Origin of the sequence: Nonomuraea sp. NPDC049158, from assembly GCF_040648335.1 — a bacterium.
GTDB lineage: Bacteria > Actinomycetota > Actinomycetes > Streptosporangiales > Streptosporangiaceae > Nonomuraea.
On record NZ_JBEZDM010000004.1, the window covers coordinates 487201 to 506861 of the forward strand.

Consider the following 19661-nt stretch of genomic DNA (forward strand, 5'->3'; position numbering starts at 1 on the left):
CCACTCCTCGGAATAGAAGGTGAGTTTATGATCAACTTCCGATCGTTCTTCACCCGGTCCGCCGTGGCCGCGGCGCTGGTCATCGCGCCGGTGGCGGTCCTCGGCGCCGCCGGCTCGGCCGCCGCCGCCACGACCGCTCCCAAGGCCGCCGCCCGTGCGGCGATCTGGAAGCCCCCGCTGCGGAGCCGCTGGCAGTACCAGCTCCAGGGCAACTCCGCCTACCCCGCCACCGGCGGCGTCAACGTCGACATCTGCCAGGTCCCGCAGACCGGGGGCGCCTGCGTGAAGCCGACGGTGTTCGACATCGACCTCTACGCGGACGCCGATGTGGTGGGCAACAACACCACGCTCAACACCGCCGCCGTCTCCGCCATCCACGCCAAGGGCGCCAAGGCGATCTGCTACGTCGACGCCGGCTCGATCGAGGAGTACCGGCCCGACTACCAGACGTTCGTCGCCTGGGACAACAGCCACGGCAATTCCCTGCTGGGCAAGCCGTTCAGCGAGGAGTTCCCGAACGAGCGCTGGGCCAACATCAACAATGACAAGGGCCAGCGGGACTTCCTGCTGACGATGATGGCGGCCCGGGTCGACAAGTGCGCCCAGGCCGGGTTCGACGGTGTCGAGTTCGATGTGGTGAACGCGCACGAGGAGGGCAAGTCGGTCACCGGCTGGACGGTCACCCCGGCCACCCAGCTCATCTTCAACCGGGCCCTGGCCGCCCTGGGCCATGCCAAGGGCCTGTCGGTGGCGCTGAAGAACGACCTCTCCCAGGTGTCCGACCTGGTGGGGGACTTCGACTACGCGGTCAACGAGCAGTGCTTCGAGTTCGACGAGTGCGGGGAACTGACGCCGTTCATCCAGGCGGGCAAGCCGGTGTTCCAGGTGGAGTACCTGACCTCGCCGTCCGGCTTCTGTAGCAAGGCGGCCACGCTCAACGTCAACGCCATCAAGAAGGCGACCGACTACTCCCTCAAGGATCTGCCCTACAAGCCCTGTAGGTAGGCGGGCGAGGTGGCCCCACTGGGGCGGGGCCATCTTTCCGTGAAACAGAACGCTGTTCCGGGCTATCTACGGTTATGAGCAGGCGCCAAGGGGCTCGTGGAACTCGCTGGGCTTTCCGAATGGCAGAACGCTCATGCGCATAGCGGAACCAGGTGCTACGTTCGGAGCCGAGTCGCGACAGTGGAGGGCATCATGCGGGGACTGGCCGGAAAGCGGGTGCTGATCAGTGGTGGCAGCAGCGGCATCGGCGCCGCCACCGCGCGCCGGTTCCTGGAGGAGGGCGCCCGGGTCGTCCTCGGTGGCCTCGACGAAGCCGAGGTGGGCCAGGCGGTGATCGAGCTGGGCCCCCTGGGCGAGGTGCACGGGCTGGCGGGTGACATCAGCTCGGAGGACGACGTCGCCCGTCTGGTGAACGGCGCGATCGCGGCGCTGGGCGGGATCGACGTCCTGATCAACAACGCGGGCATCGCCTGGCGCGAGCCGTTCCTGGAGATCACGCCCGACCACTGGGACCGGATCATGTCGGTGAACCTGCGGGGGATGTTCCTGGTCGCCCAGGCCGTGGCCAGGCATCTGGTGGCGCGCGGCGCCGGCGGGGTGATCCTCAACATGTCGTCCACGAACGGGCTCGGCGGCGAGGCTGACTACGCGCATTACAACGCCTCGAAGGGCGGCGTGCTGCTGCTCTCCAGGACCATGGCCGTGGAGCTCGGGAAACACGGAATTCGCGTCAATTCCCTTTGTCCCGGATATATCAAGACTCCATTGAATTCCACCATTTCGGCCGGGCTGGCGGACGGTTTCGTGTCGGCGTACGAGCGCGATCACATCCCGCTCGGCAGGGCCGGGCTGGCCGAGGAGGTCGCGGCCGGATACGCCTTCCTGGCCTCGGACGACGCGGCCTTCATCCACGGCACCGAGCTGGTCATCGACGGTGGGCAACTCGCCATCATGTGAGCGCTTTTCTCGCTGATCGCGGCTGAATCGCCGTCATTAATACGCGTGGACTTTCCGATGAAACCGCGATCTCATATCCCCGCCGGTGTCGCCGAGTGGGGAGAGCTGAATGCGGAGAATAGTGGGCATTACCGCGGCCTTCGCGGTCACGATCGGCCTCGCCGCCGTGCCCGCAGCCACGGCGGCGAGTGCCTCGCCGCAGCCCGTCGAGATCACCCGGTTCCTCGGCGAGCAGCGGCTGCCGTACAAGATGTCCTACGCCGGCAGCACGGTCGGCGGCCTGTCCGGGCTCGATCGCGACCCGCTCACCGGCACCTGGTACCTCGTCTCCGACGACCGCGGCCGCTACGGCCCGGCCCGCTTCTACACCGGGCGCCTCGCCATCGACCGGACGACCGGCGCGTTCACCGGCGTGCGGCTCACCGGGGTCAATTCCTTCCTGCGCCCCGACGGGAGCACCTATCCGCCGTACGGCGAGCCCGATGCCGCCGACCCGGAGAGCATCCGCTACGACCCGTGGACCGACCGGCTGCTGTGGGGTGACGAAGGCGACCGGCCGGACGAGGGACACCCGGACATCACGCCGTCCGGCCTGTACGTCCACCGGGCCGACGCCCAGGGCCGGCAGGTCGGCGAGCTGCCGATGCCCGCCAACCTGCGCATGACCAGCACGGACAATGGGCCCAGGCGCAACTTCGGCGTCGAGGGCCTGGCCCTCACCCCGCGCACGATCACGACCGTCACCGAGGGCCCGCGTTTCGAGGACGGGGAGCCGCCGACCGTCGAGCACGGCGCACCGGCCCGCCTCACCGTATGGAGCCGCTTCGGGAGCAAGCCGAGCGCCCAGTACGTCTACCCGATCGACCCCCTGCCCACCGCCCCCGTCCCGCCGACCGGGCACTCCGACAGCGGGGTCTCGGAGATCCTGGCGATCGACCAGCACCGCTTCCTGGCCCTGGAGCGCTCCTGGCTCGAAGGCGTGGGTTACCGGGTGAAGCTGTACGAGATCGACCTGCGTGGGGCCACGAACGTGCTGGACAGGAACAGCCTGACGACCGGCGGGCCCTACCGTGCGGTCTCCAAGCGCCTGGTCACCGACCTCGACGAGGTCCGGACGCCGGTACAGAACCTGGAGAGCCTGGCCTGGGGGCCGCGGCTGCGCACGGGCGAGTGCACGCTGGTGATCGGGTCCGACGACAACTTCTCCGCCGAGGAGACGACGCAGTTCCTGGCGTTCGCCACCCGGAGCTGCTGAACTCGCTTCGCAAAAAAGTGAAGCGTCCCGGGGCGCCTGGTCACCCGAACTAACCTGACTTTTCATGACGTACCGGCCGCCGCAACAGCCACCGTATCCACCCCATCACCAGCAGCAGTACAACGCCCCGTATCCCCCGCAGCAGCCCCCCGCCTTCGTCCCGCCTCCCGTGGTGATCGACGTCGGCGGGGACGCCAAGGTGAAGGCGCTGATCGGCGGCTCCGTGGCCGGGGCCATCGGGCTCATCACGATCGTGTCGTCGCTCACCGGCCAGGTCAGAGGCGGTGCCGGGACCACTGTGGTCGCCGGGCTGCTCGGGCTGCTCTTCCTGGCCATCGGGGCTCTCCCGATCATCACGTGGCGCAAGCTCAGCCGCCCCCGCAAGCTGATCTTCGACGGCTACGGCGTGCGCTGGGACGATCCCCAGGGCAAACCGTGGGCCGCGCCGTGGGCCGAGCTGTCGGGAGTGGGCATCTCGCGCACCCAGCAGCGCCGCGTCAAGCTCGCCGACTACATCATGCGCAAGGTGATGGTGCGCCTCGATCTCTTCCCCGCCGACCCCGGCTTCCGCGCCCGCCACCCGGAGCTGGAGCACCTGTGGGAGTTCCACACGGTCAAGAACGGTTACCGGCTGCCCCTCGGCTCCAACCCCAAGTACATTCCGGTCATCGAGCGGGCGATGCGGCAATACCATCCCGCGGCCTACCTGGGGATCCGCGACGAGGGGTTCATGGTCGGCCTGGTGTAGTGGCGTTCCCCTCTGGGGCGGCCTCAGTGGGGGCGGGAGAGGCGGCGGGCGGCCAGCAGGAGGGAGAGCAGGCCGACTCCGGCGGTGACCGCGAGCTCCATGAGGACGGGCGAGTGGACGGCGGCGGGCTCCGGCCGTACGAGGTAGGGGGCGATGGTCCGCCGGAGCAGGTCGATCACGTAGGTGAGCGGGTTGGCCACCATGAGCGCGGTCAGCCAGCCCGGCAGGCCCGCGATCGGGAACAGCGCACCCGACAGGAACACCAGCGGCGTCAGCGCGCACCCCAGCGCCGCGTGGAAGGTCGGCGTCGGGGAGATGACCACGGCCAGCAGGGCGACGAACGCGGTCATGGCGAACGCGATCAGCGCCATCTCGGCGACCAGGGCGAGCATCAGCTCAGGCGCGTACGGGATGCGCGCCAGGCCCGCCAGACCCAGGACGAGTGTGCCCTGACAGGTGGCCACCGTGGAGGCGCCCGCGCACCGGCCCGCCAGCAGGCTCACCCGATGGACGGGCGCGACCAGCATCTCCCTGAGGAAGCCCGCTTCGCGGTCGACCGCGACGGAGGCGCCGATGGCGATCGCGGGCGCCTGTACGGTCATCAGCAGTACGCCGGGAAACAGGTAGGTGAGATAGCCGTCACCGCCCGGGAGCATGGCGCCGAGGCCGGTCCCGAGGACCAGCAGGTACACGACCGGCTGGGCCAGGGTCATGATCAGGCGGGCCGGGTTGCGGACATAGTGGAGCAGCTCGCGCTGCCACACCACATGGGCGGCCCGCGTCTCCCACCAGAGCCGGCGCAGGAGACGTGACCAGAGCGAGGGACGGACGTCCACGGTCACGGCCACACCCCCGGACGCGCCACGCCGTCCAAGGTACGGCCGGTGTAACGCAGGAACACCTCGTCGAGGCTGGGACGGCGTACCTCGATCGAGTGGACGGGCACCCGCAGCACGGTGCACACCCAGGGGATGGCGGTGGCCGCGTCGGTCACCTGGACGTACAGGCCGTCAGGCCCCCACGCGCTCGCCAGGCCCAGGTAGTCGGACAGCGTGGCGGCCGCGGCCTGGTCGTCGCCGGTGCGCAGATGGATGCGGTCGGTGCCGATCAGCCGCTTCAGCGCGGCCGGAGAGTCGTCGGCGACCACCCGGCCCCGGTCGACCATGGCGATGTGGTCGCAGTATTCGGCCTCCTCCAGGTGATGGGTGTTCAGGAACACGGTGATGGCCCGGCGATGGCGCAGCTCGCGCAGGTGCTCCCAGATCTCCGCGCGGGCCTGCGGGTCCAGGCCCACCGTGGGCTCGTCGAGGAACAGCACCCCCGGCTCGTGCAGCAGCCCGCGGGCGATCTCCAGCAGGCGTCTCATGCTGTCGGACAGGGTGCGTACCAGCGTGTCGCCGCGGCCGGTCAGGCCCACGAGGTCGGCGGCCTCGGCCACGCGGCGGCGCGCGTCGTGCTTGCCCAGGCCGTAGAGCGTGGCGTGGAAGGCGAGGTTCTCGCGGACGGTCAGGTCGGCGTCGACGGTCGGCTCCTGGAAGACCAGCCCGATGCGCCGGCGTACCTCCTTCGGGTCGTCGCGCACGTCGATGCCCGCGACGAGCGCCCGGCCGCCGCTGGGCCGTAGCAGCGTGGACAGCATCGAGATCATGGTGGACTTGCCGGCCCCGTTGGGCCCGAGGAAGCCGAACATCTCCCCGGCCTCGACGTTCAGGCTGATCCCGCACACAGCGCGCATGCCCTGGTAGGACTTGCGCAGCGAGCGGGTGTGGATCGCCCCCGGCCTCATGGGGCGGTCGAGGGGGCCGCGACGGTCATGATCGGCCGGTAGTAGCCGGCCGGGTAGGGCTCGCCGACGGGCTGCCCGTTCACCTGTACCCAGGCGTGCGCGCGGAACGGCTCGACGCGCACCCCCGCGCACCAGGTGGGCCAGGTGCCCCGCAGCCGGCACAGGATGGCCGTCGCCAGTGAGCGTTGCAGGCAGGAGGGCCCGGCGCAGCGCGCGCTCACGGCGACCACGTCGTCCCTGGCGGCCAGGGCCTGCGCGGCCGTCGCGGCGACGGCGCCGCGCCGGATCACTCGCAGGACACGCCGGATGCGATACGGCCTGAGCCCGGCCAGCGGCCGGGCCGCGGCGACGGCCAGGAGCGCCGCCGATGTCCTGGCGAGTGAGGTCCGAGCGCGTGACTCGGAGGTCATCGGGTGGCTCACGGCATCACCAGTCCGGCTCGGCGCAGGGCCGTCAGCAGGTCGGCGACATCGCGGTCCGCCTGCTCGACGGACAGCCCCGGGTGGTCGCCGGTCAGCCTCCTGGCCACCTCGCCCGGCGAGGCGCCGCAGAGCAGGGCCCGCAGGACCAGCGTGGCGGTGGCGTTGAGCTGCCAGTAGCGGCCGGCGCGCTCGTCGAGCAGCACCAAGCCGTCGGTGGAGTGCGCGGCGGACACGTCGCCGCGCAGGCTGAAGGGCATCAGGAGTCTCCCGTGGTCATGGCCGGCATCCGGTGTGGGGTCAGTGAGCGCAGCCATATCTCGCAGGCGAGCGTCTGCGACAGGGGTTCCATGATGTGCGGCCGCGGGTGCACGCCGAGCAGGGCGGCACGCAGGGCGCCGGTGTCGATCAGCCCGAGCCGGCCGAGCTCCGACGCCTCGAACAGCTCCAGCACGCTGTCACGATGACGCCGCCAGCCGGCGTAGAAGTCGGCGCCGTACTCGCCCTTGGTCGAGCGTTCCAGCAGCTCGGCCGGCACGACGCCGTCCATCGAGGCCGCCAGCAGCGGTTTGTAACGGCCGAGGCCGGCGCGCTGGTCGGGGCGTACGGACAGGGCGGCCTCGATCACGGCGTCGTCCAGGTAGGGCGCGGCGTACGGGAGACCCAGGCGGGAGGTGGCCTGGTCGATCTGGCGCAGCCCGGCCCCGCCGGTGCGGGCGTAGAGCAGGGCCTGGTGCTGGGCGCGCCGCGGCGACAGCGGCGCCGGACGGGCGGCGGCGATCCCGGCCAGCACGTCGCGGGCCGCGTGCACGGCGCAGGCGGTGGCCCAGGGCGGCATGCGCAGCGGTGGTCCCCAGGCCATCGAGTAGGGGTCCGCGGCCGTGGGTGTGGTGCTCAGATCGGCGACGCAGCGCTCCAGCCAGCCCGGGTGGTCGGTGCGGTCGGCCACCGCCCGCAGTATCCGCCACCAGGAGCCGCGCCAGCGGGCCCGGCGGGCGCGCAGGTGCGCGGGCGCCGTGAACGGGCGCTCTCTGACCAGGTCGTGGAGGTAGGGCGGCAGGGCCGAGAACAGCTCGTCGCCGCCGACCCCCATCAGGTGCAGCCGGGAACCGGCGGTGCTCAGCCGCCAGGCCAGGTCGGCCAGCCGCGCCGCGTCGCGTACCCAGCCGGACGGCTCCTCCATCGACGGCTGGGGCTCGGTCAGACCGGCGAACCACAGCGGGAGCTCGTCGTGGCCGATGACGTGGTGCGTCGCCGCCGGCAGCTCGGTGGCCGCGCGGAAGGCCCAGGCCGGGTCGTCGTTGCCGGGGTCCATGCCCTCGCAGTGCACGGTGATCAGGCTTGCCCGGCCACGGGCGGCCAGGAAGCAGAGGCTGGTGGAGTCGATGCCGCCGGACAGGTCGGCGCTGATCGTGCCGCCGTCGGCGGTGCACGCGTCCACGGCGCCGGTCAGCGCCTCGCGGAGCGCCGTCGCCCCCTCAGCCAGGGGCAGGGCCGGTTCGGGTGGGTGCCACCAGGCGCGGATGCCGGTCATGCCGGTGGGCTCGATCAGCAGCGTACGGTCGGGAGGCAGGCAGCTGACGTCGCGCCACACACCGAGGTCCTGCAACGGGCCGACCACCCCGCTCGGCAGCAGCCGCGTGGCCAGCACCCGCTCGTCGATCCGCCCGCCGGTCGCCCACGCGAGCACGTCGGAACGGCTGGCGGCCACGGTCACACCGCGTACGCGGGCATGGAAGACGCGGCGGACGGCCGAGGCGGTGCCGCGCACCGCCACCCTGCCGTCGATCGAGGCGACCAGGTGGAAGCTGCCCGCCAGCCCCGCGACCACCTGCTCGATCCGCTCCACGTCGGGTGTCCGAGCCAGCCGCTGGGCCAGGTCAGTGGCGGTGACCGGGCAGCGCCCGATCACCGCCACCCGTGCCGCTCCCGCCGCCGCCAGACGGATCTGGTGGCCGGGCCAGTCCCCGATCAACCACGGCCGCCCGGAGGCGTGGTCGATCACCTGACTGGCTCCCGGAAGCAGCACACCTGCCGCGGCAAGACCCGCTTCACCGTCGGGGAGGACGGCGAACCACATCTCACCTAGCACCGATGCTCCCGCCCGTCAGCCGGAGAACCACTGGAATGGCTGAGGGGCCCAATCGAGGACGAAGCCCGACGGGAAACCACGCGTCAGGTCGGCGAAATCGCCGACTTCGGCCAGGGCCGGCGGCTCGTACGCGGCAGGTGTGTGCATGACCTTCTCCTTTCAGAGATGATGTCGGTCACGCCCATGTCTATCTACCTGACCTTGTCACTGACAGTAGCTATTCGGTTACTAATAGCGATGACCATGGTCACGGTTTCTGTGCCGACCGGCTACTGGCCGCTGGCCGCTGATCGCTGATCGCTGGTCGCAGAGGATTGGGGACGGGCACGCACGGGGTTAGGTACGGGCACGCAGCGGATTGGGTACGGGCACGCAGCGCATCTCGCCGCCGTCGGCGCCGAGCCAGCGCAGCAGCAGGTTGGCCTTGGCGGGCACGTGGTCGGCGGCCAGCAGGGCGCGGACCTCTAGGTGGTCCGCCGCGTACCCGGCGAGCAGGTCCCTGACCCGCGCCCACAGCTCGCCGCCGAGGCCCGGGTGGCGCTCCTCGATCGCGCCGGCGATCTCCCAAAGATTGTTGGTCACCAGGCAGTACACCAGCCGCTCCCAGCCATAGGCCGCGCTGACGCGCGGTGCCGTGTCGGGGTGCCGGTCGGCGACCAGCTTGACGCCCTCGTGGTCACGGAAGATCACCTGCGCCGGTGCGCCGGTGGCGTCCACGCCGACCAGTACGTTCTGCAGGTGGCACTCCAGGACCACCCCGTGACGCAGGTACGCGTGCAGGACCGGCGGTACGACGTGCTCGAGGTAGCCCTGCCACCAGGCGAGCGCCCGGTCCTCGTCGAGGCCGTCGAGCGGGTTGCCGGGAAAGCCCTCGCTGATCCCCGCCGCCAGCAGCGCCGTCAGGCCGGGACGCAGGTGCGCCCCCAGGCCGTCACGCACGACCACCGCCAGCGCCTCGCCGCCGTCGCCATCGCCGAGGTCCACGGTGCGGTAGCCCCGGTCGGAGAGTGCGGAGGGTCTCGGCAGGTGCGCGGGCAGATCGTCGAAGACCTCCCGCAGCCGGCTGTCTATGGTGGTTAGCCGACGCAGGTCGCGGGCCCAGAGGCGGCGGACGTCGTTCGTGATCCGGACGTCGAGACTGAACTTGCAGAACAGGTCCACATCGGGCAGGTACACCGTGCGCAGCGAAGAGGTCGGCACGGCCATGGCGGCGGTCTCGCCCAGGTAGCGCAGCCGCCCGTCCCGTATGGCGGTGGTCTCGCCCAGATTCCGCAGGCGCCCGTCCCGTAGGGCGGCCGGGACGCCCAGCAGCTCCAACTGCCAGGGGTGGGCGGGCAGCAGGAGTCCGCCATCGGGCGGTGGCGGTCCGAGGGCGTCCAGCGCGGTGGCGTCGCCCTCCTCCAGCACGATCTCGGGCGCTAGCCCGAGCAGGACCAGCGGGAAGCGGGCGCGGGCCTCGGGCGCGTAGGGGAGCCAGGCGTCCGGACCGAGCCCGCCACGGGCCTTGGGCGCCGGGTGGTAGCGGTGCCCGGCGACCAGGGCCTGCTCGGAGCGCAGGAACAGCTCGGTGGGTTCGATGAACGGTTGGCTGCTGGGGGTGAGGGTGCGCCGGGTGGACAGCAGGGTGGCGACGACGTCCCTGCTGTGGCGGATCTCGCCCGCGAGGGTGTCGTTGGACACGCCGGTGCACGCGGTCAACTCCTCGGCGGTCAGCGCCACCAGGAGATCCAGGGACAGGGGGAGCCAGCCGCCGGGCGTGTAGAGGGCGGGGTGGTGGGGGTAGCGCCCGGCGCGTACCCGCAGCAGGTGGCCGGTCGTGGGCAGACGGTAGGTCCGGTGGCCGTCGTACCGGTCGCTGTCGGGGCTGACCACTTCACGGACCAGGCAGTTGAGGAGAGCCGTCATCGTGAGAGCGTCGGCGTGGTCGCGGTCGTGGTCCGAGCGCGGGTCTCGGTCCCGGTCTCGGTGCGGGTGCGGGTTCCGGTCGCCGTCCCGCTCGTGGTCGTGGTCGTGGTCCCAGGCTCGGTTGTGGTCCTGGGCGGGCCGTATGGTCGCTGCCGCGTCCGGCCCCTCGGGGTGGTGCGCCATTGCGGACCCCTCACCACTCGTATTGGTGGTCATACACGGGGTAACTACCCGATATGAGTATTGAACTGGAGGATCCCCCTCAAGGTCGGGCAGAAGCGGAATTTGCCGCAAAGCTGGCACAGGTCCGTCCCGGCCTGGCCGCCGCTTACGCCGAGGCGCTGCCGGGGGCGCGGGCCACCATCCTGGGCCTGCTCTGGCGAGGGCTGCTGTACGAGCCAGTGCCCGGGTTGGCCGGGCGCGAGAGCGCGGACGGGCGGGTTCGGTTGGCCGATGGGCGTCTGCTCACCGGGCCCGGTCGCCTGGCGTACGACCTGGGGGCCGGGGAGGACCCGACGGTGCTGCTGGACGGGCGGGCGTACACGCGGCCTGGCGATCTGCTGGCCGCGCTCGGATTGCCGGGGTCGGAGCGCTTCGGTGCCGATCTGGACCGCAGCGTCGCCTCGCTGGCGCTCGCGCGCGCCGGCGCGAGGCTGGGGTTGGGGACGGGGGCGGAGGTGGGGTCGCTGGAGTGGTTCGAGCAGAGTGTGGTGGACGGGCATCCCTACCATCCGTCCTGTCGTAACCGGCCCGGGGTGTCGGTGGCGGAGCAGCTCGCGTACATGCCCGAGCATCGGCCCGTGGTCGATCTGGATCTGGTGGCGGTGCCGGCGTCGCGGTGCGTGGTCGTCGGGGCCTGGCCCGACTGGCTGCGCGACGGTGATCGGCTGCTGCTGCCCGTCCATCCGTGGCAGAGCAGGCATGTGCTGCCGGAGCTGGGGTTCCGGCCGTTCGTGGCCGGCGGGATAGCGGCCCGGCCGCTGATCTGCGTACGCACGCTCGCGCCCGTCGGCGGCGGGCCGCATCTCAAGACGGCGTTCTCGACGCGGCTGACGTCCAACGTGCGGGACATCTCGCCGGGGTCGATCCGTGACAGCGCGCCGCTCTCGGCCATGCTGGTGCATCTGGCCCGGCGGCTGGGCGGGCGACTGCGGATCACCCGCAACCTGGCCGCCGCCTGCGCGGTGGTGGACGGCGAGCCCAGTGCCGACCTTGCGGTCCTGGTGCGCGAGTCGCCGACGGAGTACGCGGGCGCGGGCGAGACCGTGCTTCCGGTGGCGGCCCTCATCGTCCGGCCTCCGTCCGGCGGGTCACCCTTCGTGCCCAGCCTGGGTGAGGCCATGGAGTGGCTGGGGGAGTTCGCGAGGCAGGCGTTGGAGGCAACGCTGGGGCTGCTGGCGTACGGCGTGACGCTGGAGGCGCACGGGCAGAACCTTCTAGTCGTCCTGGACCGTCACGGCCGTCCGGTCCGCCTGGTCTACCGGGACCTGGCCGACATCCGCGTCAGCCCCACCCGCATGCGCCGCAACGGTCTGACGCCGCCGCCGCTCAGCGCTCGTCTCATCACCGACGATCCGGATGAGCTGCACGCCAAGCTGTACGGCTCGCTCGTCGGCACCACCTTCAGCAGTCTCGTCTCGGCTCTCGGGCAGGGCGACCGGGAGGCGGAGGCGCGGCTGTGGGCGGTGGTGGCGGCGGTGGCCGGCCAGGTGTTCGACGACCTGCCCGTCACCGCCGACACCCGCGCCGACCGGGCGGCATTGTTCGGCGCGGAGCTCCCCGTCAAGGCGCACACCGTGATGCAGTTCGAGGGCGGCCCCACCGGAGACCGCTGGGCCCGGCTGCCCAACCCGCTGTCACGGACCTGACCCACACGCCGGTCCCAAAGACGCGGCCCCTGGCCCACGCACCTCCCAAGGCGCGGACCTGGCCCACGCACCTCCCAAGACGCGGACCTGACCCACACGCCCCTCAGACGTCGAAGGCCACCGGCACCCGGGTCCCCGTGCGGGCCGACTCCAGGGCGGCCGTCACCATGGCCAGGCTGCGGATGTTGTCGTGGCACTCACCCTGCGGCGGCCGCCCAGTACGCAGCCCGGTCAGGAACTCCTCCAGCCCCTCCGCCAGCCCGCTGAACCGGGCCCGTCCCGGGTACCGGTCCGGTTCGGGGGGATGTCTGCGTACCTTATGCCCGTTTGCCCCCTCCACCGTCGGCCGCCGCTCGCCGTCCCAGCGGGCCGTGCCGTGCGTGCCGGCGGCTCGCCAGCTGCCGGTCCAGGACGTCGCCTGGCCGGGCGCGGACCAGCTTCCCGTGAACGTGTAGCGGAGGCCGCCGGTCATCTCGAAGATCGCCGTGGCGGAGCAGGCGCCGGGATACCAGGTCCACGGCGGCCGGAACGACTCGCAGTAGACGCTGACCGGATCGGCCCCCGACACCGCGCGGGCCGCGTCGAACAGGTGGATGGCCATGTCCTGTAACAGGGGGTGCTCCAGCGTGTCCAGGAACGGCGGCCCCTTGTACGGCATGAAGAACTCCGAGGTCAGCAGCCCGAGCGGCCCGAGCTCGGCCACCGTTCTGCGGAAGGCCACCAGGTTCGGCAGGAAGCGGCGGTTCTGGTTGACCGCGAACAGCCGCCGCGCCCGGTCCGCCGCGCCCACCATGCTCCGCGCCTCCTCGAGCGTGATCGACATGGGCTTCTCGCTGAGCACCGACACCCCGCGTTCCAGGGCGGTGACGGTCACGTCGCGATGAGCGTCGGGGACGGTGCAGTTGACGATGAAGTCGGGCTCCTCGCCGTCGAGCACGGCGGTGAGTGAGGCGCTGATGGGCAGCCCGTCCAGGCCCAGGGCGGAGGCCGAGGCGTGGGCGCGCTCCTCGGCCACGTCCACCCAGCCGACCAGCTCGGTGCCGGGATGGGCGAGCAGTTCGGGCGCCCACTGGCTGCCGAGGTTCCCGGCGCCGACGACCACGGCCCGCAGCGGACGGTTCTCGTCGAGGGTGATGAAGGTCATGCGGCTCCTACCAGGTGATGGGGGTGTGGGCGTTCCGCAGGGGGTCGCCGACGCCGGAGGCGGGGGCGGCCCACAGCACCGCGTTGGCCAGCACGCGCCGTACGTCGGGGTGGTGGTAGACGGGGTGCCCCTGGTCGCCGGGGCTGAAGTAGAAGACCCGGCCCAGGCCCCGGCGGTAGCAGCAGCCGCTGCGGAAGACCTCGCCGCCGCTGAAGTTGCTGATGAAGACCAGCTCGTCGGGTTCCGGGATGCCGAACGGCTCGCCGTACGTCTCCTGCTCGCCGATGACCAGCGGCTGCGGCACGCCCTCGGCGATGGGGTGGCCGGGGGCGGCCGTCCAGACCAGCTCGCGCTCGGCCGCGTCGCGCCAGGTGAGCGTGCAGGTGGTGCCCATCAGCCTGCGGAAGATCTTCGAGTAGTGGCCCGAGTGCAGCACCAGCAGGCCCATCCCGCCGAGCACGCGCTGGTGCACCCGCTCCACGACCTCGTCGGACACCTCCTCGTGGGCCATGTGCCCCCACCAGGTGAGTACGTCGGTCTCGGCGAGGTCCTTCTCCGACAGCCCGTGCTCGGGGTCCTCCAGGATCGCGGTGCGCACCTGTACGCGGTCGCCGAGCCGCTCGGTCAGGCCCGCGGCGATCGCGCCGTGAATGCCCTCCGGGTAGCGCAGGCGTACGTCCTCCTCGCGTGGCTCGTGGTAGTTCTCGCTCCAGACGGTGACCTTGATCGGCATCCGTGTGCCTCCCCGAGGGGCCCTGCGGCCCTCTGAACGTCGTCAGCCCTTTGTTGGATGGTTCTCGCCGCTATCGGGGGCGTTGAAGCCGGTTTTGGGGGAGAGGATGGCCCCGATGTGCCTTTCGTGGCGATTCAACGGCCAGGTGGCTCCGCTGGCCGTAAAGCACGGCCACATCCGGCCGGTGGCGGCGTCATCTGCGCTGATCCTCTTTCGCCGATGATGAGCTGAAGGTCGCAAAGCCGCATGTTGCCCAGGAGCGCCCATGTCCACGATTGAGACGCCGGAATCCCAGCAACACCTCGCCGAGCCGCCGGTCATCGAAGAGCAGGGCCGCCGCAGGTGGGTGATCGCGGGGATCGGCTCGGCCGTCGCGCTGGTCGCCCTGGCCGCGGCCGGGTACGGCATCTTCCAGACCGTCTCGGCCAAGCCCGCCCAGCCGTACGGCGGGACGCCGCCCTGGTCCGTCCCGGACGACCCGGCCCCGGGGATGAAGGCCGCCGGTCTCACCGCCGGGCCGATGGGCACCGCCGAGCACTACCACGCCCATCTGAGCCTCTTCGTGGACGGCAAGGCGGTGGAGGTCCCGGCCAACATCGGGATCGAGGGGGAGGAGATGACCCCCGTACACACCCATGACGCCCGCGGCGTGATCCACGTCGAATCCCGCGCCAAGGGCGAGGTCTACACCCTCGGCCAGATCTTCAAGCAGTGGGGCGTCACCCTCTCGGCGAACCAGATCGGCGCGCTGCGGACCGGCAACGGCAAGGTCCTCACGACCCAGGTCGACGGCAAGCCGTTCACCGGCGATCCGGCGACCATCGCGATCAAGGCGCACGAGCAGATCTCGCTCGTGTACGGCGTGCCGGACCCGTCCTTCACCCCGCCGACCAGCTTCCAGTTCAAGGCGGACGAGTAGCCGTCACGCCGATCGCTGCGTCAGCCGGTAGCGCGACGGCGGGATCCCGTAGCGGTCGACGAACGCCTGCCGCAGCGTCTCGGCCGTGCCGAAGCCGCAGCGGGCCGCCACACCGGCCATGGGCAGGGTGGTCGAGGCCAGCAGGTGGGCGGCCGCCTCCGTACGGGCCTGCCGGACGAACCGGCCGGGGGCCTGGCCCAGGTCCTTGATGAACAGCCGGGTCAGGTGCCGCTCACTCACCCCGGCGTCGGCCGCCAGCGTGGCGGTGGTCAGGTCGGCGGCCAGGTGGCTGGTGATGTACTCGGTCACCTGCCTGACCAGCTTGTCCTCGCCCGCCGGCGCGCCGGTGAAGATGCTCATCTGCGCCTGGTTGCCGGGCCGTTGCAGGTAGGTCACCAGGGTGCGGGCGACCTTCCTGGCCAGGTCCGCGCCGTGGTCGTCCTCGATGAAGGCGAGTGTGAGGTCGAGAGCGCTGGTGACGCCGGCCGCCGTGATGACGTTGCCGTCGCGGATGAAGATGGGGTCGGGGTCGAAGGTCACCGAGGGGTGCCGGACGGCGAGGTCGCGCGCCCACTCCCAGTGCGTGGTCACCCGCCGGCCGTCCAGCAGGCCCGTCGCGGCCAGGATGCCGGCTCCCGTGCAGACCGACGCGACGCGGCGGCTCTCGCGGGCGAGGCGGCGCAGGTGCGCCAGGATCGGCCGGTTCTCCGCCGCCTTTTGGTGGCCGATGCCGCCGACGACGACGACCGTGTCGAGGGGGCCGGTGACGCGTTCGAGGACTTCCTGGGCTTGCAGCGTCAGTCCGGTGCCGCAGGTGATGGGGTTGCCGCCGAGGGTGGCCAGCCGCACTTCGTAGAGGGGGCGGCGGGCGTGGTGGTTGGCCGTCACCAGGGAGGTGGTGATGCAGGCGATGTCGAGCAGCTCCGCCGCCGCGTATCCGATGACGATGATCCGCCGTACGGTCATGGCCAGACCCTATGCCGGAAGGACCTGGACCCCAAGTTTCCGGACCTGTCGATTTGCCCGCCTTTTGGCGGGGAGACGCGGGGTGGGACAGTCGGCGCATGACACAGAGATCATGGGGCCGATTCGCCTGGCACTACGTGGAGATGGTCATCGCGATGTTCGTCGGGATGCTCGTGCTGGGCTTCCTGTTCGACGCCGTCGGGCTCGGGCTGACGTACGAGCGGGATCCCGAGCCGGCCTACCTGCTCATGGCGTTCGACATGTCCGTCGGCATGGCCGCCTGGATGCGCTTCCGGGGTCACGGGTGGGCCGGCACGCTGGAGATGTGCGCCGCCATGTTCGTGCCGGTCGTGCCGTTGTTCCCGCTGCTGTGGCTGGGGGTCATCGACGGGATGGGGCTGATGATGGCCGCGCACGTGGCGATGTTCCCGCTCATGCTGCTGGTGATGCTGCGCCGGCGCGACGAGTACGCCCACGCGCACTGAACCCGCTGGCGTTCGTAGCAAGCGTTTGGTTGGATCACCGTATGGACGACCGAGAGACCGCCGACCGCCTCCAGATCGCCGAGGTGCTGGCCCGCTACGCCTACGCCATCGACTCGGGGGACTGGGACCTGCTCGACGAGGTGTTCACCCCTGACGCGATGATCGACTACCAGACGGCGGGCGGCATCCGCGGCACGCGGGCCGAGGCCAAGATCTGGCTCGCCGACGTCCTGGCCAACTGGCCCGGACGGCTGCACCTGATCGGCGCCACGAGGATCGCCTTCGAGGCCGGCGAGGCCCGCGTGAGCGCGTCGTTCGCCGACACCCTCGCTCCCTCGCGCGAACTGGTCTCCGCCGACAGCAAGGGGCTGATCCAGGGCGGGGGCTGGTATCACCACCGGATGCTGCGCACCGCCGACGGCTGGCGGAGCCGCGAACTCGTCGAGGAGCAGTCCTGGCGCACCATCCAATGAGTCAACGCGGGTCGATCAGCACGGCGCCGGTGCTGCCGCGCGGAGTCAGCCTGGCCGCCTGGTCCTCGAACGGGGGGACGGTCTCGCCCGCGATCAGGGCCAGCAGTCGCTGGGCGGCGTGCGCTCCGTACGCCGGGATGTCCCGGGTCAGCGCGGTGAGCGGCGGGCGGACCACCTGCGAGAGCGGGGAGTCGTCCCAGGCGACGATCGACAGGTCACGCGGCACGTCGAGCCGCATCTCCTGGGCGACCGACAGGCCCGCCACCGCCATGATGTCGTTGTCGTAGACGATCGCGGTGGGCCGCGCCGCCGAGCTGAGCAGCCGCCTGGTCGCCCTGGCGCCCTCCTCGCCCGTGTAGTCGGTGTGCACGGTCACATGCTCGGCCGCGCCCGCGCACGACTCCGCGAACGCCTGATCGCGCACTGCCGTGTGGACCAGCTCGGACAGCCCGGCGACACGGGCGATGCGGCGGTGCCCGAGCGCGACGAGATAGGCGATGGTCTCGCGGATCGCCTCGCCGTCGTCGGACCAGACCGCGGGCAGCGGGCCCGACTCGGCGGGATGGCCGATCACCACGACCGGCATGCCCAGCTGCTCCATGGCGGGCACCCTGGCGTCGGAGTAACGCAGGTCGACGAGGAAGGCGCCGTCCGTACGGCTCTCGCCCCACCAGCGCCGGTAGACCTCTATCTCCTGCTCATGGTCGGCGACCACCTGGAGCATCAGGGCGTACGAGTGGTCCGCGAGCTCGCCCTCGATGCCGCTGATGAGCTCCATGAAGAACGGCTCGACGCCCAGGAAGCGCGCGGGACGGCACAGCGCGAGCCCCACGGTGTTGGCCCTGGCGCCGTTCAGCGCGCGGGCGGCGCTGTTGGGCCGCCAGCCGATCTCCTCGGCGATGGCGACGATCCTCGCCCGGGTGGCCTCCGACACCCCCGGCTGACCGTTGAGCGCGTAGGAGACCGCCACCTTGGAGACTCCCGCCCGGCTGGCGATGTCGGCGATCGTCGGTCGCTTCACGAGACCCTCCTGTGAACCGGTTATCTGCCCACAACCCTAGGTCACTCTCTCCATCTGGTCAGTGGCCACGGTCGAAAACGCTTATCCGGTTCAGTCAGAAATAATTACCCGGCAGAGGCATAGCGAGGCAGGCTCCCCGGCGTCTGAGGGCTGATATCAACCCTTTGGAGGTGGTCGTGGACGCTGCGGACGAGCAAGGCTTCCGCGAGTTCGTCTCTGCGCGCTCTCCCGCCCTGATGCGGCTCGGCTTCCTGCTCACCGGTGGTGACCAGCACGGCGCCGAGGACTTGGTCCAGACCGCACTGACGAAGCTGGCGGCGAAATGGCAGCGGGTCGAGGCGCCCGAGGCGTACGCCAGGCAGATCATGTACCGCCAGCAGGTGAGCTGGTGGCGCGCGGCCGTCCGGCGCGGCGAGGTCGTCCAGGCGGCCCCGCCCGACCTGCCGGGAGCGGACCGCACGCACCAGAGCGAGCTGCGCATGGTGCTGCGCGGCGCGCTGGCCAAGCTCACCCCGAAGCAGCGCACGGTAGTCGTGCTCCGCTACTTCGAGGACCTGCCCGACCACCAGGTCGCCCGCGTGCTCGGGTGCTCGGTCGGCACGGTCAGAAGCACCACGCACCGATCACTTGCCCGGCTCCGGCTGATCGCCCCCGAGCTGGCCATGGAACTGGAGGCCGCGACATGAGCCGACTGCTTCGCGACACCCTGGAGGAGTGGGCCTCGGAGGCGCGGGTCCCGCACGACCTGGCGGACCGGGCGCTACGGAGGCGCGCCTGGCTGCCCATCGGCGCGACGGTGCTGGCGGTCGGGCTGGCGGTGGCCGTCGCCGTGTTCGCCTTCGGCCTGCGGGGCGACAACACGACCGTGCGCCCGGCGACCGACGGCGTGAGTGTCCCGGTCAGGCCGACGGTGACCTCGACCGACGTACGCGGCGACGAGGAGAACGCGCCGCCGCGGAAGCTGGTCGCGGCCGGGAACGTGGCCTTGTCCGCGTACTCCGTCACCAAGACCGAGAAGCTGGAGGGCAACTGGGTACGGGACCAACGCGTCTGGTCGCTCTACGATCCGCGCGATGACACCTATGAGCAGACCCCCTGGGTCTGGGTGGACGTGGCGCCGGGACTCCAGCTCGCCGCGGTGGTCGAGGGCGACCTGATCGGCAAGAAGGTCGGCATCCTCGACATGAACACCCGGCAGATCAAGACTTGGATCGGGCTGGAGCACGCCGTCGGGTCCGTGGTCTGGTCGCCCGACGGCACCAAGGTCCTGGCCACGGCCTACTCCGAGTACCCGGACCGGTGGCAGGTCTGGGGGAAGGATGCCAGGACGATGACGATGCCCGAGTCCACGCGGATCGGCTATTACATCATCGACGTCGCCACGGGTGAGGCCGCCTACCACGAGCTCGGGCCGATGAGCGGGGACGGGTCTCCAGGCAACTCGAACGCGCGCCAGGATCTCGGCTGGAGTCTGGACGGATCGCTGCTCTGGCAGCCCAGCAACATCAAGCCGGACAAGGTCTTCCTCGATCTCGACGGCAGGCAGCGGGCGGCGCCGGTCGGTGATCAGTACGTCTACTACACCGGCAGGTCGAGGGTCTCGCCCGACGGCAAGCTGGTCCTCGGCCGTGACGGCCCGCCGACCAGCATCACCGACCGGTCCGGAGCGGTCGTCGGCAAACAGAGCGCGCTCCAACTGCTCGCCTGGGCCGACAACGACAACGCGCTCGCGCTCGGTTGCACGGGCAAATGTGGGAACGGGTTCGACAGCGGTCTGGTGCTGGTCAGCGTCGACGGCTCCCGGGTGACCCAGCTCACCGGTAGCCATGACAGGAACAACGACCGCTGGGACTGGGTCCTCACGCCCAGAAACTAGGCATCTGGA

At 71.0% G+C, this 19661-nt stretch carries 21 protein-coding genes; 10 read left to right on the top strand and 11 right to left on the bottom strand.

What is annotated here, in order from left to right; translation table 11 throughout:
- Positions 1–27: 27 nt before the first annotated feature.
- The 4 genes from AB0B61_RS12620 to AB0B61_RS12635 all read left to right on the top strand — a co-directional run bounded on the left by AB0B61_RS12620 (position 28) and on the right by AB0B61_RS12635 (position 3965).
- Positions 28–1005 (top strand): endo alpha-1,4 polygalactosaminidase, encoded by a 978-nt coding sequence (locus AB0B61_RS12620; protein ID WP_358431338.1) that lies wholly within the window; start codon positions 28–30, stop codon positions 1003–1005.
- A 192-nt stretch (positions 1006–1197) separates the two neighbouring features.
- Positions 1198–1962, top strand: coding sequence for an SDR family oxidoreductase (locus AB0B61_RS12625; protein WP_358431339.1), 765 nt, complete (start codon positions 1198–1200; stop codon positions 1960–1962).
- A 109-nt stretch (positions 1963–2071) separates the two neighbouring features.
- Positions 2072–3217, top strand: a complete 1146-nt coding sequence (locus AB0B61_RS12630; RefSeq protein WP_358431340.1) for an esterase-like activity of phytase family protein — start codon at positions 2072–2074, stop codon at positions 3215–3217.
- A gap of 64 nt (positions 3218–3281) precedes the next feature.
- Positions 3282–3965, top strand: a complete 684-nt coding sequence (locus tag AB0B61_RS12635; protein WP_358431341.1) for a hypothetical protein — start codon at positions 3282–3284, stop codon at positions 3963–3965.
- A 23-nt stretch (positions 3966–3988) separates the two neighbouring features.
- Here AB0B61_RS12635 and AB0B61_RS12640 read toward each other — a convergent pair whose 3' ends face one another.
- The 7 genes from AB0B61_RS12640 to AB0B61_RS12670 form a co-directional block, all read right to left on the bottom strand.
- Positions 3989–4807, bottom strand: coding sequence for an ABC transporter permease (locus AB0B61_RS12640; protein WP_358431342.1), 819 nt, complete (start codon positions 4805–4807; stop codon positions 3989–3991).
- Positions 4804–5751 carry an ABC transporter ATP-binding protein gene (locus AB0B61_RS12645; protein WP_358431344.1) on the bottom strand — a complete coding sequence of 316 codons (948 nt, stop codon included), beginning with the start codon at positions 5749–5751 and terminating at the stop codon, positions 4804–4806. The genes AB0B61_RS12640 and AB0B61_RS12645 overlap by 4 nt, the downstream gene beginning before the upstream one ends.
- Positions 5748–6173 (bottom strand): lasso peptide biosynthesis B2 protein, encoded by a 426-nt coding sequence (locus AB0B61_RS12650; protein ID WP_358431345.1) that lies wholly within the window; start codon positions 6171–6173, stop codon positions 5748–5750. Before AB0B61_RS12650 ends, AB0B61_RS12645 begins: the two co-directional genes overlap by 4 nt.
- A complete protein-coding gene (locus AB0B61_RS12655) occupies positions 6170–6430 on the bottom strand; it encodes a lasso peptide biosynthesis PqqD family chaperone (RefSeq protein WP_358431346.1) in 261 nt (86 codons plus the stop codon). Before AB0B61_RS12655 ends, AB0B61_RS12650 begins: the two co-directional genes overlap by 4 nt.
- Entirely contained in the window at positions 6430–8262 is a 1833-nt protein-coding gene (locus AB0B61_RS12660) for an asparagine synthase-related protein (protein ID WP_358431347.1), read from the bottom strand. Before AB0B61_RS12660 ends, AB0B61_RS12655 begins: the two co-directional genes overlap by 1 nt.
- A gap of 15 nt (positions 8263–8277) precedes the next feature.
- Positions 8278–8409, bottom strand: a complete 132-nt coding sequence (locus tag AB0B61_RS12665; RefSeq protein ID WP_358431348.1) for a lasso RiPP family leader peptide-containing protein — start codon at positions 8407–8409, stop codon at positions 8278–8280.
- A gap of 189 nt (positions 8410–8598) precedes the next feature.
- The gene (locus AB0B61_RS12670) at positions 8599–10350 is read right to left on the bottom strand and encodes an IucA/IucC family protein (protein WP_358431350.1); all 1752 of its coding nucleotides are present in this window, start codon (positions 10348–10350) and stop codon (positions 8599–8601) included.
- Positions 10351–10403: 53 nt separating this feature from the next.
- On the opposite strand from AB0B61_RS12670, the gene AB0B61_RS12675 reads away from it, so the two are divergent.
- Positions 10404–12035 (top strand): IucA/IucC family protein, encoded by a 1632-nt coding sequence (locus AB0B61_RS12675; RefSeq protein WP_358431351.1) that lies wholly within the window; start codon positions 10404–10406, stop codon positions 12033–12035.
- Between the two features lie 103 nt (positions 12036–12138).
- Here the strand turns inward: AB0B61_RS12675 and AB0B61_RS12680 are convergent, their stop codons facing one another.
- Together AB0B61_RS12680 and AB0B61_RS12685 are read right to left on the bottom strand one after the other, a co-directional pair.
- Complete coding sequence (locus tag AB0B61_RS12680) at positions 12139–13179, bottom strand: Gfo/Idh/MocA family oxidoreductase (protein WP_358431352.1); 1041 nt, start codon at positions 13177–13179, stop codon at positions 12139–12141.
- A 7-nt stretch (positions 13180–13186) separates the two neighbouring features.
- The gene (locus tag AB0B61_RS12685; RefSeq protein ID WP_358431353.1) at positions 13187–13912 is read right to left on the bottom strand and encodes a ThuA domain-containing protein; all 726 of its coding nucleotides are present in this window, start codon (positions 13910–13912) and stop codon (positions 13187–13189) included.
- A gap of 265 nt (positions 13913–14177) precedes the next feature.
- Between AB0B61_RS12685 and AB0B61_RS12690 the strand changes: the two genes are divergently transcribed.
- Positions 14178–14831 (top strand): hypothetical protein, encoded by a 654-nt coding sequence (locus tag AB0B61_RS12690; protein ID WP_358431355.1) that lies wholly within the window; start codon positions 14178–14180, stop codon positions 14829–14831.
- A 3-nt stretch (positions 14832–14834) separates the two neighbouring features.
- On the opposite strand, the gene AB0B61_RS12695 is transcribed toward AB0B61_RS12690, so the two are convergent.
- Positions 14835–15797 (bottom strand): GlxA family transcriptional regulator, encoded by a 963-nt coding sequence (locus AB0B61_RS12695; protein WP_358431356.1) that lies wholly within the window; start codon positions 15795–15797, stop codon positions 14835–14837.
- 98 nt (positions 15798–15895) lie between these two features.
- Between AB0B61_RS12695 and AB0B61_RS12700 the strand changes: the two genes are divergently transcribed.
- Together AB0B61_RS12700 and AB0B61_RS12705 are read left to right on the top strand one after the other, a co-directional pair.
- Positions 15896–16282, top strand: coding sequence for a hypothetical protein (locus AB0B61_RS12700; protein ID WP_358431357.1), 387 nt, complete (start codon positions 15896–15898; stop codon positions 16280–16282).
- A 41-nt stretch (positions 16283–16323) separates the two neighbouring features.
- On the top strand, positions 16324–16755 hold the full coding sequence (locus AB0B61_RS12705; protein ID WP_358431358.1) for a nuclear transport factor 2 family protein: 432 nt from the start codon (positions 16324–16326) through the stop codon (positions 16753–16755).
- Between the two features lies 1 nt (position 16756).
- Here AB0B61_RS12705 and AB0B61_RS12710 read toward each other — a convergent pair whose 3' ends face one another.
- Positions 16757–17776, bottom strand: coding sequence for a LacI family DNA-binding transcriptional regulator (locus tag AB0B61_RS12710; protein WP_358431359.1), 1020 nt, complete (start codon positions 17774–17776; stop codon positions 16757–16759).
- 176 nt (positions 17777–17952) lie between these two features.
- Here AB0B61_RS12710 and AB0B61_RS12715 point away from each other — a divergent pair, with 176 nt between their 5' ends.
- Together AB0B61_RS12715 and AB0B61_RS12720 are read left to right on the top strand one after the other, a co-directional pair.
- The gene (locus AB0B61_RS12715; protein WP_358431360.1) at positions 17953–18462 is read left to right on the top strand and encodes a SigE family RNA polymerase sigma factor; all 510 of its coding nucleotides are present in this window, start codon (positions 17953–17955) and stop codon (positions 18460–18462) included.
- On the top strand, positions 18459–19652 hold the full coding sequence (locus AB0B61_RS12720; protein WP_358431361.1) for a hypothetical protein: 1194 nt from the start codon (positions 18459–18461) through the stop codon (positions 19650–19652). Before AB0B61_RS12715 ends, AB0B61_RS12720 begins: the two co-directional genes overlap by 4 nt.
- Positions 19653–19661 lie beyond the last annotated feature (9 nt).